The following is a 15559-nucleotide window of genomic DNA, read 5'->3' as shown; positions in this document are numbered from 1 at the left end:
GTTACAATGCCGCTCCCCGAAGGAGCCCCCATGCCGACCTTACTGAACGACTGGCACGACCGCCCCACTCATCGCCGTGTCTGGGCGCTGGCGGCGCCGATGATTCTTTCGAATATTTCAGTGCCGCTGGTGGCGCTGGTCGACAGCATGGTCATCGGCCACTTGCCCCACGCCCATCAGCTGGGCGCCGTCGCAGTCGGGGCCACGCTGTATACCTTCCTCGCCTGGGCCATGGGCTTTCTGCGCATGGGCTCCACCGGCTTTGCCGCCCAGGCTGCCGGGCGCAATGACGGCGCGGCGTTGCGGCAAATTCTGCTGCAGGGTCTGCTGCTGGCGCTGGGCCTGGCGATGCTGCTCGGCACCGTGGGCATCCCCCTCAGCCATCTGGCGCTGGAATGGATGCAGCCCTCGCCCGAACTGGGCCAACTCACCCGCGAGTTCTTCCACACCCGCCTGTTCGGCCTGCCTGCCGCGCTGGCCAGCTACGCCCTGGTCGGGTGGTTTCTCGGCACGCAGAACGCCCGTGCGCCGCTGGCGATTCTGCTGACCACCAACCTGGTGAACATCGCACTCAACCTGTGGTTCGTGCTCGGCCTGGATTGGGGCGTGGTCGGATCCGCCCGCGCGTCGGTGATCGCCGAATGGACCGGCGCCCTGCTGGGGCTGGCACTCACGCAAAAGGCCCTGCGCGCCTACCCCGGACAGATCGCCTGGGCCGCGCTCAAGGTGTGGCAGAACTGGCGCCCGCTGCTGGCGGTCAACCGCGATATCTTTATCCGCAGCCTGGCCTTGCAGTCGGTGTTTTTCATGATCACCGTGCAAGGCGCGCGTTTGGGTGATGCCACGGTGGCGGCCAATGCGCTGCTGCTCAATGGCCTGTTGCTGACCGCCCACGCGCTGGACGGCCTGGCCCACGCGGTTGAAGCCCTGTGCGGTCACGCCATCGGCGCCCATGACCGCCAGGCCCTGCGCCGCTCACTGATCGTCGCCTGCGGCTGGTCACTGATCGCCAGCGTCGGCTTCGCCCTGCTGTTCACCTTCGCCGGCCATCTGTTTATTGCCATGCAGACCGACATCCCCAGCGTACGCGACACCGCCGACCGCTATCTGCCGTATCTGGCCGTGCTGCCGCTGATTGCGGTGTGGAGTTACGTACTCGACGGGCTGTTTATCGGCGCCACCCGCGCGCGGGAGATGCGCAACGGCATGCTGCTGACGGTGTTGATCCTGCTGCCCATCGCCTGGCTGTTGCAGGGTTACGGCAACCACGGCCTGTGGATCAGCTTCCTGCTGTTCATGGCCGTGCGCAGCCTTACCTTGTGGGCAATTGCCTGGCGCTTGAATCGACAGGGTCGCTGGCTTGGATGAATGCCGTGACGCGCTCCAGCACCGGCGCCAGCCAACGCAGGGGTTTGGACATGGCCGCCACCAGCGTCTGGTGGTTGGTGCGACCGAAGTAGAACGTCTGCACCGGTACGCCTGCCGCCGCCAGTCGTTCAGCCAGCCCACCGGTATTGCGCGTGGGATTGACCAGGTTGTCATCGTTGGAAGCAATCAACAGGCTGGGCGGCGCCGCAGCGCTGACATGGTTGATCGGCTGCGAATCCGGCGGTGAATCAGGGAAGAAAAACACTGGTTTCACGTCCGGATTTTCAATCGGCAGAAAGTCATAAGGCCCAGCCAGGCCGATCCAGCCTTTGAATATCGACGGTGCCAGGCCCACCTCTTTCAGCCAGCGTGCATCCAGCGCCAGCATCGAAGCGTTGTAGGCGCCGGAGCTATGGCCCATCACGTAGAGGCGCCCAGGGTCGGCGCCGTAGTCCGCGCTGTGCTGAACGGCCCAGGCCACTGCCTTGGCGCCGTCCTGGAGAAACGCGGGGTAACGCACCTGCGGGTAAAGCCGGTAATCGGCAATCACCACCACAATGCCGCGCGAAGCCAGGGCTTCGCCGACAAAACCGTAATCTTCTCTGGAGCCACTGTTCCAGCTGCCGCCGTAGAAAAACACCACCACGGGGGCATTCGAGACGGCCGGGAGTGGCCGGTAGACATCGAGCTTCTGCCGGGGGTCGCTGCCATAGGCGATTGCGGGTGTTTTGGTGAAGGTGCTGGAGGGCGTGAGTGCATTGAGCACTTTGATGGGCGAGCAGGCGGCCATGAAGGCAGCCATCGCCAGGGTGAACATTTGCAGCCATTTGCTCGACATTGCTCAGCCCCCACAAAATTTCAGGATCAGCAGTGCTTCAAATGTGAGAGGGGGCTTACTCCCGATGGCAGTGTGTCAGTCAACACATGCATCAACTGACAAACCGCAATCGGGAGCAAGCCCCCTGCCACATGAGTTACGAGGACAGGTACGAAGAGCGCGTCAGGCCCAAACGCAATGCGTCCAGGAACTGGGTGCGTTCCGACGCGGAGATCTTCGCGCTCGCGCACTTGTCGCGGTAGTGGGTCATCAACTCCTCCGGCGACAGGTGCACATAACGCAGCATGTCTTCGATGGTGTCGTGGGTCTCGATGCCGGCGCTGTACACCGAACCGTCTTCGCGCTGGTAGATGTTCACCGAGTCGGTGTCACCGAACAGGTTGTGCATGTCGCCAAGAATTTCCTGGTATGCGCCCACCAGGAAGATACCCAGCAGGTAGTCTTCGCCTTCGTTGAGGGCGTGCACCGGCAGGCTGGTTTCGATGCTTTGCTCGTCGACGTACTGCTTGATCTTGCCGTCGGAGTCGCAGGTCAGGTCCTGCAGCACCGCGCGGCGCAGCGGCTCTTCGTCGAGGCGGTGCAACGGCAGGATCGGCAGCACCTGGCCGATGGCCCAGGTGTCCGGCAGGCTCTGGAAGACCGAGAAGTTGCAGATGTACTTGTCGGCCAGCTTGTCGTTGAGTTCGTCCAGCACCTGGCGGTGGGAACGCTGACGCGCCTTGAGCGAGTTGTGCAGGCGGCGGCACACGGCGAAGTAGCATTGTTCGGCCAGGGCTTTTTCGGCCAGGGTCAGTTTGCCGTCGGCGTACTGGGTGGCCACGTCGCTCATGTAATGGGTGGCGCGCCAGTAGGTCTCGGTGACCATCTCGATGTCGGTCGGCCCCAGCAGGTCCACCAGCCATTGCACGGTTTCCGGCAGGCTTTCCTTGTTTTCGATGGTCGGGATTTCGTCGTTGTGTTTCTCGACGTCGGTGACCTGCACCACCAGCATGGCGTGGTGGGCGGTCAGCGAGCGGCCGCTTTCGGAGAAGATGTTCGGGTGCGGCAGGCTCTGCGCGTCGCAGAATTCCTTGAGCATGCCCACCACCACACCGGCGTAGTCGTCCATGTCGTAGTTGATCGAGCTGGCGTTGCGCGAGTGGGTACCGTCGTAGTCCACGCCCAGGCCACCGCCGACGTCGATATGGTCCACCGGCAGGCCGAGGTTGCGCAGTTCGCCGTAGTAACGAATGGCTTCCTTGAACCCGTGCTGGTAGTCGGCCAGGTTGGCGATCTGCGAACCCATGTGAAAGTGCAGCAGGCGGATGCCCTGATCCAGGTCGGCTGCGCGGAAACGCTCGACCACCGACAGCAATTGCGCCGCCGACAGACCGAACTTGGACTTCTCGCCACCGGTGTCCGCCCACTTGCTCGACGCCAGGGACGACAGGCGCACGCGCAGGCCCACCTGTGGCTTGACCTTCAGCGACGCGGCCTCTTCGATCACCAGCTCAACTTCGGATTCTTTCTCGATCACGATAAACACGTTGTGACCGAGCTTCTGGCCCATCAGCGCCAGGCGGATGAACTCGCGGTCCTTGTAACCGTTGCAGACGATGGTGCCGCCTTTCGGCGCCAGGGCCAGCACGGCCAGCAGCTCCGGCTTGGAACCGGCCTCCAGGCCGATGGACACGTTCTGGGTGGCGATGATGTTTTCGATCACCGCTTCCTGCTGGTTCACCTTGATCGGGTACAGCGCGGTGTATTTGCTCTGGTATTCCAGGCGTTCGATGTTCGCATCGAAGGCACCGGTGAGCTGGCGCACGCGGTCTTGCAGAATATCGGGGAAGCGCACTAGCAGCGGCAGCGACAGGCCGCTTTTACGCAGTTGGTCGACCTGCTCGTAGAGGTCGACGGGGGTGCTGTTCGGGCCGTTCGGACGGACTTCGACGCGACCGGCTTCATTGATCGCGAAATACCCGGCCCCCCAATGGCGAATCCCGTAAACGCTGCGGCTGTCCGCAACGGTCCATTGGCTGCCATCGTCTTTGCGTGTGCGTCGTACGGACATCGAAGTCCCCTATAAATGAAGGCGAAAGCGCCACCTCAAGCGGAGGCTGGCGCAGTCTAAAGAATGAAAATGACGATTTGCCTGTAAGCAGGTGAGACCTCGCCTGCGGGGCAGAGTTTAGACACAGGTTGGCAAGCGGCCTTCAGCCGCCGGACTTCCTGGCCTTGTAACCGAGCTTGATCAGCTCGGCCAACAGCAGTTCGACGTGATCGCCCTGGATCTCGATGACCCCGTCCTTCAATGCGCCGCCGGTGCCGCAGCGCTTCTTCAGCGTGGTGGCCAGCTCCTTGAGCGCGTCTTCGGCCAGGGGCACGCCGGTGATGGTGGTCACCGTCTTGCCGCCACGGCCTTTGCTTTCGCGGCGCACGCGGGCAATGCCGTCACCTTCGGGGATCAGGGTCTGTTTGCAGAGGCAGGCGTCCACGGGCTGGCGACAGTCCGGGCAGTGTCGACCTGCGTCGGTGGAAAATACCAGGCCACCGAGGGCGGCGAAGGATGCGGCTTTTTTGGCCACCGGCAATCCTCTTGGGAGGATGGAGACTGATCGACGTTAGCACAGGGCGAATATCGACCGCGAAGCCCCACTCAGGCAGGGGCAGCGCTACCGAACCGCCAAGGCGGTTCGGGTGAAAAGGCGCGCAGTGTAACGGCAAAAACGCAGCTTGCTAAGGGCCAAATGGCGCCAATTCATGCCGCTTTAGCGACGTGAAGCCAGATAGCGTCGCAAGCCCTCCTGAGCGTCCGGGCAATAAGGCTTTTGCTCAGCCTCTGCGAGCACGGTGTCCAGAGGTAGAAAGCGCGCTTCCATGACCTCTTCGGGCTGCAGGAGCAGCGGTCCGTCCCACACGGCGGAATAGGATGTGCACCACAGGCGGCTGTCGCCGTCTTCGAAGTAGAAGTGGTCATGTTCGACCAGTTCGACCCCGCTCACCCCAAGCTCTTCTGCAAGCTCGCGGGCCGCCGACACAGCGTAGCTTTCCCCTGCCGCCACCATGCCGCCGGCTGCCGTGTCCCAGAACCCGGGATACAGCGCCTTGCTCAAGGTGCGCCGATGCACGCACAGCTCGCCTTTGGCATTGAACAGAAAAATGAAGGTGCAGCGGCCGATCAGGCCGCGCTGGCGAAGGTCGGAACGTACAAGGTGGCCGAGCAGGTTGTCCTGCTCGTCCACCCAGCAGATCAGTTCAGCATCCGAGGCCGCTCGGTGTGCGGCCTCTTTTTGAATAGCGTCCATCATCAACCCTGATTGAGGAGCTGACGCAAATCGATCACTGCAGCGTTTGCTCGGGAAATATAGTTGGCCATCACCAGCGAATGATTCGCCAGTACACCGAAGCCACTGCCGTTAAGAATCATAGGACTCCAAACCGGTTCCTGCGAGGCCTCCAGCTCACGAATGATCTGGCGCACGCTGACGGTGGCGTTTTTCTTGGCCAGCACGTCGGCAAAATCGACTTCGATGGCACGCAGCAGGTGGGACAGGGCCCAGGCCTGACCGCGCGCTTCGTAGAACACGTTATCGATCTGCATCCATGGGGTTTCCACCACTTCTTCATCGACCTGCGGCACTTCGCCCGGCGCCAGCGCCTCGGTTTTCAGCGCGGTGTTGAGCTTCACCCGGCCCACGCTGGCCGACAGGCGTTGCGACAGCGAGCCCAAGCGCGTGGCGACATCACCCAACCAATTGTTGAGGTTGTCGGCCCGCGCATAAAACAGCGCGCCGCGCTGGTTCGGGTCGGACAGACGCGCTTCGTAGCGGCTCAGGGAGTTGATGCCTTCCTGGTATTCCGACTCGCTGGAGGGCAGCACCCAGCTCTTGTTGTCGAAGTTGAAGCGCGGCTCGGCCTTGGCCAGGTCAGCGTCCTCGGCCGATTGGGACTGGGAGCGGGCAAAGTCCTTACGCAGGGCACGGGTCAGGTCACGCACCTGCACCAGCACGCCATATTCCCAGCTCGGCATGTTGTCCATCCACAGGCCAGGCGGGAAGCGGTCGTTGGAAATGTAGCCACCCGGCTTGTTCAGAAGGGTGCCGACCACGGTCTTGAGGGTTTCGACGGTGGTATAGCCGATCACCATCTGCTTGCCTTCCTGCTCGGCGGCAAGCTGGGCATTCTGCTGCACCGGAAACAGCGCAGGTTCTTCGCTCCAATACCAGCCAAGGGCGCCGGTGACCAACAGGTACAAGCCGAGCACACCAAGCACGGCGCGGCTCATCAGTACGCTGCGCAAATAGCCGCGTTGGGTCGACTTGGGCTCAGGGGCGGGGCCTTTGGCACTGCCTGCGCGATTTTTCCAGTCCAGCATGGCGATATCCTTTCAATCACTTGAGTTCATGCACTTCAAAAGGCGGCGTGCGTTCAAATATTCCGACCACAACCCTAACCCATCGTGCCCGTCAGTGCGCAGGCTTTGCGCAAACTGGCGGTTGCCGGGCAGTCGACTATAAAGGATGCACGCTTTTTTTGCGCGACGCGACGAGCAGGACGTGACTGAATATCAGCGGCGCGCAGTTTATTGACATACAACACTCATCCGACCGAAAGAGGTGCTAGCATAGCGCCATCAGTCGACCTCAGCATGCAGCCTAACTAGTAGTCAGGATATGACCGAGTCAGAAGACCCCAGCCGTGAACGCCTCAAGCAGCATTTTGCCCAGCGGGTAATTCATCAGGCGCGTCAAATTCTCGAGATCTGGCAGCGCCTGCAACGCAGCGAATGGTCCGAGGCCGACTTTTGCGAACTCAGCGAGGCCAACCTGCGCCTGCTGCGCTTTGCCGAGCGCTTCGAACAGCCCGAACACAGCCAACTGGCGCGGCATATCGGTGAATCGCTCAAAGCGGTGGACGAAAATCGCGGCCGCCTGAGCAGCCACCTGATCACCGACCTCAACCGCCTGATGCAGCGCCTGTCGCGCACCGGCCTGCGCCAGGGCGATCAGCTGGAGCAGACGTTCCTGCCGCCCATGCGCAAGCCGATCTACGTGATGCTGGCCGATCACGGCCGCGCCGAACGCCTGGCCAAGCAACTGGAATTCTTTGGCCTGAGCGCGCAATCCCTGGACAGCGTGGCGGCGTTTCGCTCGTCCATGGCCGAGCGCCTGCCATCGGCGCTGGTGATGGACGTGGATTTCTGCGGCGCAGGCCTTGGCCTCAAGCTCGCCGCCGAAGCCCAGGAGGGACTGGAGCAAAAACTGCCGCTGCTGTTTTTCAGCCTGCATGAAACCGACACCCCGACACGCCTGGCGGCGGTGCGTGCCGGCGGACAGGAATTCCTCACCGGCACCCTCGAAGCGTCGAGCCTGCTGGAAAAGATCGAGGTGCTCACCTGCGTCGCCCAGTACGAGCCCTATAAAGTGTTGATCATCGACGACTCACGGGCCCAGGCGCTGCACACCGAGCGGCTGCTCAACAGCGCCGGCATCGTCACCCGCACGCTGATCGAGCCGATCCAGGCCATGGCCGAGCTGGCCGATTTCCAGCCCGACCTGATCATCCTCGACATGTACATGCCCGCCTGCACCGGCACCGAACTGGCCAAGGTCATCCGGCATAACGACCGCTACGTGAGCGTGCCGATCATCTATCTGTCGGCCGAAGACGACCTGGACAAGCAGTTGGACGCCATGAGCGAAGGCGGCGACGACTTTCTCACCAAGCCGATCAAGCCGCGTCACCTGATCACCACCGTGCGCAACCGCGCCGCCCGCGCCCGCAACCTCAAGGCGAGGATGGTGCGCGACAGCCTGACCGGGTTGTACAACCACACCCATATCCTGCAATTGCTCGAAGACTGCAGCTTCCGCGCGCGCCGCGAGAACAAGCCGCTGAGCTTTGCCATGCTCGACATCGACCACTTCAAGCGGGTCAATGACAGCCACGGCCACCCCATGGGCGACCGAGTGATCAAGAGCCTGGCGCTGTTTCTCAAGCAGCGCCTGCGCAAGACCGACTACATCGGGCGCTACGGCGGCGAAGAGTTTGCCATTGTGATGCCCGACACCGACCTGGAATCGGCCAGCAAGGTGCTGGATGAAATTCGCGAGCGCTTTGCCGAAATCCACTACCCGGCCAAGCCGCAGGATTTGTGGTGCACCTTCAGCGCCGGGCTGGTGGAGCTGCGTGACGATTCCGACAGCCTGATGATGGCCGCCCAAGCCGACGAAGCGCTGTACCGCGCCAAGCACGCTGGACGCAATCGTGTGCATGCCGCGCATGCACCGAATCAAAGTGCCATCTTTTCACCGGAATCGACTGATTCCGTCATAACGCTGTAATGGAAACGCAATAACTTCAGGCGCTTATCTTTCGCTGTCGGTAGAAACCTCGCATGCGCCTGAAGCTGCTGACCAATCTCAATACCCTGTTGCTGGTGGCCGTGTGCCTGGCGCTGGGGGCGACGCTGTGGTGGTCGCAACGCGCACTGGAGCGTCCCTATTTGCTCATGGAGCGCTACCTGGGCCTGGCGCAGACATTCCAGAACCACGCCGCGCGCAATATCGACGACTACCTGGCCAGCGGCGATGCCCTGCGCCTGAGCAGCGCCAGCCAGAGCCTGGAAACCCTGTTGCAGCAGCTCGACGAATTGCCCGCCGAACTTGCGCAAAACCTGCGCCCCAGCCTGACCAACCTGGAAGCCTTCAGCAGAACCGACCTGCTGGCCGCTGGCAAACTGGCCGGCGACCCACAGGCGCTGTTGCTGCAAGCCGAGCGCGAATTGGGCGCCAACCTTGACCAGCTCAGCCAGTACGCCAACGGCATAAACTCGCCAGACGCCGCACGCTACCTGCCGCCGCTGCTGGCGGCGTCGCAACACCTGGGCCGGTTATCCCTGGCCCGCGACAAATTGGTGAGCAGCGGGCGCGCGGAACTGGCCGACGATGTGGAGCGCGAAGTCGGCAATATGCGCACCCAGGCCGAGGTGCTGGAACACCTGCCGCTGCTGGGCGTCAAGGCCGCCGCCGACTCCAATACCGACGATTTTTCAGCGCTGATGGGTTTGGAAAACACCACGAAGACCGAAACCCAGGACACCGGCGTCGACCTCAAGCGTGAACTCAACAGCCTGCTCACCCGCTACCCCGCCGAACTCAAGCGCACCCGCGAACAGATCCAGCAACGCACCGACCTCAGCGCCGCCACCCACCTGAAAATCGCCGCCGTACAGCAGGCCATTGCCGGGCTGGAACCGGTGGTGCGCGCCCAGCACGGCAAGATCCAGGGCGAAGTGCGCCTGATGCAAGGGCTGATGATCGGCCTGATCCTGCTGATTGCGCTGCTGATCGACACCCTGCAACGGCATCTGGCGCGCAAGCTGACCAGCCTGGCACCGGCCCTGTCGACCTGGGCCGAAGGCGACTTCAGCCAGCCGATTGCCTTGGGCAGGACCAACCGCGAACTGCATGACATCGAAGCGTCTCTCAACCGTCTGCGCACGTATCTGGTGGAGCTGGTGGGCACCATTCGCGGCAATGCCGAAGCGGTGGCCGGCACCAGCCGTACCCTGGCCGAACTGAGCAGCGGCCTGCACGACGGCGCCGAACGCCAGGCCGGGGATACCGCGCAGATTCGCGATTCGCTGGGCGAACTGGAGGCAACTATTCAGCAGGTTGCCGGCGATGCCAGCCAGGCCGCCGGCGCCAGTCGCAGCGCCGGCCAGGCGGTGGAACAGGGCCAGCGCGTGATCGGCCTGAGCCTGACCGGGCTGCGTGCGCTGGTGGGCGAGGTGCAGCAGAACGCGCAAATGATCGAAAAACTCGCGGAAGAATCGGCCACCATTGGCGGTGTGCTTACCGTGATCCGCTCGATTGCCGACCAGACCAACCTTCTGGCGCTCAACGCAGCCATCGAAGCCGCTCGCGCCGGTGAGGCCGGGCGTGGGTTCGCCGTGGTCGCCGACGAAGTGCGCTCGCTGGCCCAGCGCACCGCCGGCGCCACTGCCGAGATCCAGAGCCTGATCGCCAGCCTGCAGACCGCTGCCCATCAGTCGGTGCAAGGCATGCGCGCCCAGGTCGAACACGCCGAGGCCACCGCCCAGCAAGCCCAGGCGGCGGATGGTGCACTGGATGAGATCGTCGAGGCGATCCAGACCATTTCCGAGACGGCGGTGCGCATTGCCGACGTGACCGCGCAACAAAGTGGCGCGGTGAGCGAGATACGCGATAACAGCGAGCGGATTCATCAACTGGGCGAGGACAATCTGCTTCGTATCGGCCAGGGCCGCAGCCAGGGAGAACACTTGCTGGTGCTCGGCGGGCAACTGAACACGGCGGTCAAAGCCTTCCGCGTCTAACCTGCCCAATACAGATCCAAAACCCAATGGAGATCATAAAGGTGGGAGGGGGCTTGCCCCCGGTTGCAGTGTGTCAGCCTCAGTATCTGTAACTGATCTACCGCTATCGGGGGCAAGCCAGCTCCCACATTTGATCTCCACAGAATTCGAGACAATGTTACGCATGACTGGATTCAAGCCCTTAGTCACAAATTTTTCGCTATCCTCGCTAATCGTGCTGCCTACTGCATAGAACTGGACAGTCACAAACGCTTTGCGGCATAGTCGCCGGGTTCTGCCGTACCCACATCAATAACAAGGAACAGCCGATGGCGACCTTTCTGGTTCTTCACGGACCCAACCTGAACCTGCTTGGCACCCGCGAACCGGGCGTCTACGGGGCAGTCACCCTGGACCAGATCAACCTGGACTTGGAGCGCAGGGCTCGTGAGGCCGGCCACCATTTGCTCTACCTGCAAAGCAACGCCGAGTACGAACTGATTGATCGAATCCATGCCGCGCGTGGCGAAGGCGTGGACTTTATCCTGATCAATCCCGCCGCTTTTACGCACACAAGTGTTGCATTACGTGACGCGCTGCTGGCGGTGAGCATCCCATTCATCGAAGTGCATTTGTCGAACGTGCACAAACGCGAAGCTTTCCGCCATCACTCCTACTTCTCCGATGTAGCGGTAGGTGTGATCTGCGGCCTTGGCGCCAGCGGTTACCGGCTGGCCCTGGAGGCCGCCCTGGAACAACTTGAACAACCGGCCAAGCGCCCCTGACCGACCCTTGGGAGTTGATGATTCATGGATATCCGTAAAGTCAAGAAACTGATCGAACTGCTGGAAGAATCCGGTATCGACGAGCTGGAAATCAAGGAAGGCGAAGAGTCCGTACGGATCAGCCGTCACAGCAAGACCCCGGCCCAACAGTTCTACGCGCCGCAAATGCAAGCGCCGGCTCCGGCCGCTGCTGCTCCGGCCGCCGCACCTGCTGCCGCTGCGCCTGCCGCACCGGCAGAGCCTGTGCTGAACGGCTTCGTGGTCAAGTCGCCAATGGTCGGTACCTTCTACCGCACCCCGGCACCGACCTCGCCAGCCTTCGTTGAAGTCGGCAAGACCGTGAAAGTGGGCGACACCATCTGCATCGTTGAAGCGATGAAGATGATGAACCATATCACCGCTGAAAAAGCCGGCGTCATTGAATCCATCCTGGTAGAAAACGGTCAGCCGGTTGAGTACGACCAGCCGCTGTTCACCATCGTTTGAACCGCGGAGCGCCTTCGATGTTGAAACCTGCGAAGAAACTGCAAAAAGTCCTGATCGCCAACCGCGGCGAGATCGCGCTGCGTATCCTGCGCGCCTGTAAGGAAGAGGGCATCAAGACCGTCGCTGTTTACTCGACGGCCGATACCGAATTGATGCACGTGAAACTGGCGGACGAAAGCATCTGCATCGGCCCGCCGCTGGCCACGAACTCGTACCTGAAAGTCTCGAACATCATCGCGGCCGCTGAAGTGACCGGCGCTGATGGCATCCACCCTGGCTACGGCTTCCTCGCGGAAAACGCCGATTTCGCCGAACAGGTGGAAAAATCCGGGTTTGCCTTCATCGGCCCGAAAGCCGACACCATTCGCCTAATGGGCGACAAGGTTTCGGCCAAGGACGCGATGATCGCGGCCGGCGTGCCAACCGTTCCAGGCTCCGACGGCCCGCTGCCGGAAGACGAGGCAACCGCCCTGCGCATTGGTCGCGAAGTCGGTTACCCGGTGATCATCAAGGCTGCCGGTGGCGGTGGTGGTCGCGGCATGCGCGTGGTGCACAAGGAAGAAGACCTGATCGAAGCCGCCAAGCAGACCCGCTCCGAAGCAGGCGCCTGGTTCGGCAACCCGATGGTCTATCTGGAGAAGTACCTCACCAACCCACGTCACGTGGAAGTGCAGGTACTGTCCGACGGCCAAGGCCACGCCATCCACCTGGGCGACCGCGATTGCTCGCTGCAACGTCGTCACCAGAAGGTCCTGGAAGAAGCCCCGGCACCGGGCCTGGACGAAAAAGCGCGCCAGGAAGTGCTGGCTCGCTGCGTCAAGGCGTGCATCGACATCAACTACCGTGGCGCCGGTACTTTCGAGTTCCTCTACGAGAACGGCCGCTTCTACTTCATCGAGATGAACACTCGTGTGCAGGTAGAGCACCCGGTTTCAGAGATGGTCACCGGTATCGACATCGTCAAGGAGATGCTGAGCATCGCCGCTGGCAACGTGCTGTCCTTCACCCAGGACGACGTGAAGATGCACGGTCACTCGTTGGAGTGCCGGATCAACGCCGAAGACCCGAAAACCTTTATCCCAAGTCCTGGCCTGGTCAAGCATTTCCACGCGCCCGGCGGCAACGGCGTCCGTGTGGATTCGCACCTGTACAGCGGCTACAAGGTTCCGTCCAACTACGACTCGCTGATCGGCAAGCTGATCACCTGGGGCGCGACTCGCGACGAGGCCATGGCCCGCATGCGTAACGCCCTGGACGAAATCGTGGTCGACGGCATCAAGACCAACATCCCGCTGCACCGGGATCTGGTACGTGATGAAGGCTTCTGCGAAGGTGGTGTGAACATTCACTACCTGGAACACAAGCTGGCCAATCAGTAAGCGCTCCACCCAACAAAGCCGCCTTCGGGCGGCTTTGTTGTTTCTGGGATGTACACAAATCAAAAATGTGGGAGGGGGCTTGCCCCCGATAGCAGTGGGTCAGTTGAATATTCCATGACTGATACACCGCCATCGGGGCAAGCCCCCTCCCACATTTGATTTGTGTTCAGTCAGTACAGTCGTCTTCTGCCCGCCGCTCGCGTAAACTTGCGCCCTTTCGCAGCCCCCCACCCGCTGCACACTCATTTTTTCAAAGGTGCCCGCCATGCCTTGGCTGCAAGTCCGTCTCGCCATCAGCCCAGAACAAGCCGAAACCTACGAAGACGCGTTCCTCGAAGTGGGCGCCGTGTCGGTGACCTTCATGGACGCTGAAGACCAGCCGATCTTCGAGCCCGAACTCAATACCACCCCGCTGTGGTCCCACACCCATTTGCTGGCGCTGTTCGAAGACGGCACCGATGCTGCCGCCGTGCTGGCCCATATGGAACTGCTCACCGGCAGCCCGCTGCCCGAGCATCACAGCGAAGTGATCGAAGACCAGGACTGGGAGCGCAGCTGGATGGACAACTTCCAGCCGATGCGCTTCGGCCAGCGCCTGTGGATCGTGCCGAGCTGGCATGCCGCGCCTGAACCCGATGCGGTCAACCTGCTGCTGGACCCGGGTCTGGCATTCGGCACCGGCACCCACCCCACCACCGCGCTGTGCCTGGAATGGCTGGATGGCCAGGACCTGACCGATTGCAATGTGCTGGACTTCGGCTGTGGCTCGGGGATCCTGGCCATTGCCGCACTGTTGCTGGGCGCCAGGGAGGCCGTGGGCACCGATATCGACGTGCAGGCACTGGAAGCTTCGCGCGACAACGCAGGACGCAACCACATTGCCGAAGGCAAATTCCCGCTGTACCTGCCCCAGGACCTGCCGCAGGTGCAGGCCGATGTGCTGGTGGCCAATATCCTTGCCGGGCCGCTGGTTGCCCTGGCGCCGCAGTTGTCGAGCCTGGTCAAACCGGGCGGGCGCCTGGCGCTGTCGGGCATCCTTGCCGAGCAGGACGAAGACGTTGCCGCCGCCTACGCGAAGGATTTTGAGCTGGATCCGATAGCCAACCGCGATGGCTGGGTACGCATCAGCGGACGTCGGCGCTAGAATGAGCGCTTGCCTGAATCGGATGGCCGCATGACCGACAGTTTCGTCACCCAGTGCCCGCATTGCCAATCGCGCTTTCGCGTCAACCACGCTCAACTGAGCGCGGCTCGCGGCGTGGTGCGTTGCGGCTCGTGTCTTCAGGTCTTCAACGCCCTGCGCCAACTGCTCGAGCAGCGCGCCGAGGCCGGCGACGCCGAGCTGCCGGTGGCCGTTGAACCGGCGCCAGAGTCACCGCGCGCCATCAGCCAGAAACAGTGGAACGCCGAAGAGCTGGACCTGGACAACCTGGACCTGGACGAAGAGCTGGCCAAGCTGGAACAGCGCGAAAAACCGCTGGGCGCCGAGCGTCGGCACGCCGGCTCCGACCGTCGACAAAAAGAGGATGCCCTCAGCGCCAGTCGCGACAACGTGAAGGCTGAGGAAGAGAAATGGGCCGCCAGCCTGTTCAGCGAACCGCCGCAGGAACGCACCCAGGCTGTCGACGAGCCCGCTGAGCCGAGCAGCGGACGACAGCGCACCGAACCGTCCATGTCGCGGCGTGCCGAAGCCCTCGACGACGAACCTGCCCTGGATGATGAAAATCCCGACCCACCGTTCACGCTCCTGACCCATGCGGCCGAGCCGCAGGATCAACGCCCACCGCTGCGCCGCAAGCGCCCGCGCGCCGAGACCCGTGTTCACGACGAGCAACTGCTGGACCTGGAAGACGACCCGCTGCACCTGTACGCGCAAAAGCGCGCATCGACACCGGGCCGTCGCCTGCTGTGGATACTGCTCGTGCTGATCGCGGCGGCCGGCCTCGCCGGGCAGTTCATCGCCTACCAGTTCGACGACCTCGCGCGCCAGGACGCCTACCGCCCGTGGTTCCAGCAAGTGTGCCCGGTGCTTGGCTGCAAGGTGCCATCGCGGGTCGATATTGCGCACATCAAGAGCAGCAACCTGGTGGTGCGCAGCCACCCTGAGTTCGCCGGGGCGCTGGTGGTGGATGCGATCATCTACAACCGTGCGACGTTCTCCCAGCCCTTCCCCTTGCTGGAGTTGCGCTTTGCCGACATGAACGGCGGCCTGATCGCCAGTCGTCGCTTCAAGCCTGCCGAATACCTGAGCGGCGAGCTGGCCGGAGTGAGCGAAATGCCATCACAAACGCCGATCCACATCTCGCTGGATATCCTCGACCCCGGCAACAAAGCCGTAAATTACAGCCTGAGCTTTCATTCGCCCGAGTGAAACGGCCCGCACTGC

General features: G+C 62.4%; 13 protein-coding genes. 8 read left to right on the top strand and 5 right to left on the bottom strand.

Annotated elements, in window-relative coordinates; all coding sequences use genetic code 11:
* Nucleotides 1-30 precede the first annotated feature (30 nt).
* Nucleotides 31-1368: an MATE family efflux transporter gene (locus tag VRB54_RS02865; RefSeq protein ID WP_338479455.1), complete on the top strand. Its 1338-nt coding sequence runs from the start codon at nucleotides 31-33 to the stop codon at nucleotides 1366-1368.
* Here VRB54_RS02865 and VRB54_RS02860 read toward each other — a convergent pair.
* The 5 genes from VRB54_RS02860 to VRB54_RS02840 form a co-directional block, all read right to left on the bottom strand.
* The gene (locus VRB54_RS02860; RefSeq protein ID WP_338479454.1) at nucleotides 1313-2206 is read right to left on the bottom strand and encodes an alpha/beta hydrolase; all 894 of its coding nucleotides are present in this window, start codon (nucleotides 2204-2206) and stop codon (nucleotides 1313-1315) included. The two genes, VRB54_RS02865 and VRB54_RS02860, sit on opposite strands and share 56 nt — an antisense overlap.
* Nucleotides 2207-2342: 136 nt before the next feature.
* The gene (gene speA / locus VRB54_RS02855; RefSeq protein WP_338479453.1) at nucleotides 2343-4256 is read right to left on the bottom strand and encodes an arginine decarboxylase; all 1914 of its coding nucleotides are present in this window, start codon (nucleotides 4254-4256) and stop codon (nucleotides 2343-2345) included.
* Between the two features lie 142 nt (nucleotides 4257-4398).
* Nucleotides 4399-4770 carry a translation initiation factor Sui1 gene (locus VRB54_RS02850; protein ID WP_209988113.1) on the bottom strand — a complete coding sequence of 124 codons (372 nt, stop codon included), beginning with the start codon at nucleotides 4768-4770 and terminating at the stop codon, nucleotides 4399-4401.
* 183 nt (nucleotides 4771-4953) lie between these two features.
* Entirely contained in the window at nucleotides 4954-5490 is a 537-nt protein-coding gene (locus VRB54_RS02845; RefSeq protein WP_338479452.1) for an NUDIX hydrolase, read from the bottom strand.
* Between the two features lie 2 nt (nucleotides 5491-5492).
* Nucleotides 5493-6560 (bottom strand): DUF2333 family protein, encoded by a 1068-nt coding sequence (locus VRB54_RS02840; RefSeq protein WP_338479451.1) that lies wholly within the window; start codon nucleotides 6558-6560, stop codon nucleotides 5493-5495.
* Between the two features lie 298 nt (nucleotides 6561-6858).
* Between VRB54_RS02840 and VRB54_RS02835 the strand changes: the two genes are divergently transcribed.
* The 7 genes from VRB54_RS02835 to VRB54_RS02805 all read left to right on the top strand — a co-directional run bounded on the left by VRB54_RS02835 (nucleotide 6859) and on the right by VRB54_RS02805 (nucleotide 15544).
* The gene (locus tag VRB54_RS02835; RefSeq protein WP_338479450.1) at nucleotides 6859-8529 is read left to right on the top strand and encodes a PleD family two-component system response regulator; all 1671 of its coding nucleotides are present in this window, start codon (nucleotides 6859-6861) and stop codon (nucleotides 8527-8529) included.
* A gap of 53 nt (nucleotides 8530-8582) precedes the next feature.
* Complete coding sequence (locus VRB54_RS02830) at nucleotides 8583-10544, top strand: methyl-accepting chemotaxis protein (RefSeq protein WP_338479449.1); 1962 nt, start codon at nucleotides 8583-8585, stop codon at nucleotides 10542-10544.
* 308 nt (nucleotides 10545-10852) lie between these two features.
* Nucleotides 10853-11308, top strand: coding sequence for a type II 3-dehydroquinate dehydratase (gene aroQ, locus VRB54_RS02825; RefSeq protein WP_015373673.1), 456 nt, complete (start codon nucleotides 10853-10855; stop codon nucleotides 11306-11308).
* Nucleotides 11309-11332: 24 nt separating this feature from the next.
* On the top strand, nucleotides 11333-11794 hold the full coding sequence (gene accB / locus VRB54_RS02820; RefSeq protein ID WP_015373672.1) for an acetyl-CoA carboxylase biotin carboxyl carrier protein: 462 nt from the start codon (nucleotides 11333-11335) through the stop codon (nucleotides 11792-11794).
* 17 nt (nucleotides 11795-11811) lie between these two features.
* Complete coding sequence (gene accC / locus VRB54_RS02815) at nucleotides 11812-13173, top strand: acetyl-CoA carboxylase biotin carboxylase subunit (RefSeq protein ID WP_057009687.1); 1362 nt, start codon at nucleotides 11812-11814, stop codon at nucleotides 13171-13173.
* Between the two features lie 265 nt (nucleotides 13174-13438).
* A complete protein-coding gene (gene prmA, locus VRB54_RS02810; protein ID WP_338479448.1) occupies nucleotides 13439-14317 on the top strand; it encodes a 50S ribosomal protein L11 methyltransferase in 879 nt (292 codons plus the stop codon).
* A gap of 30 nt (nucleotides 14318-14347) precedes the next feature.
* Nucleotides 14348-15544, top strand: coding sequence for a DUF3426 domain-containing protein (locus tag VRB54_RS02805; RefSeq protein WP_338479447.1), 1197 nt, complete (start codon nucleotides 14348-14350; stop codon nucleotides 15542-15544).
* Nucleotides 15545-15559 lie beyond the last annotated feature (15 nt).

Source organism: Pseudomonas trivialis (assembly GCF_036864995.1).
In the GTDB taxonomy this organism is placed as follows: Bacteria; Pseudomonadota; Gammaproteobacteria; order Pseudomonadales; family Pseudomonadaceae; genus Aquipseudomonas; species Aquipseudomonas trivialis.
The sequence above is the reverse complement of the archived record's forward strand: the minus strand, read 5'-3'. Positions and strand labels throughout refer to the sequence as shown.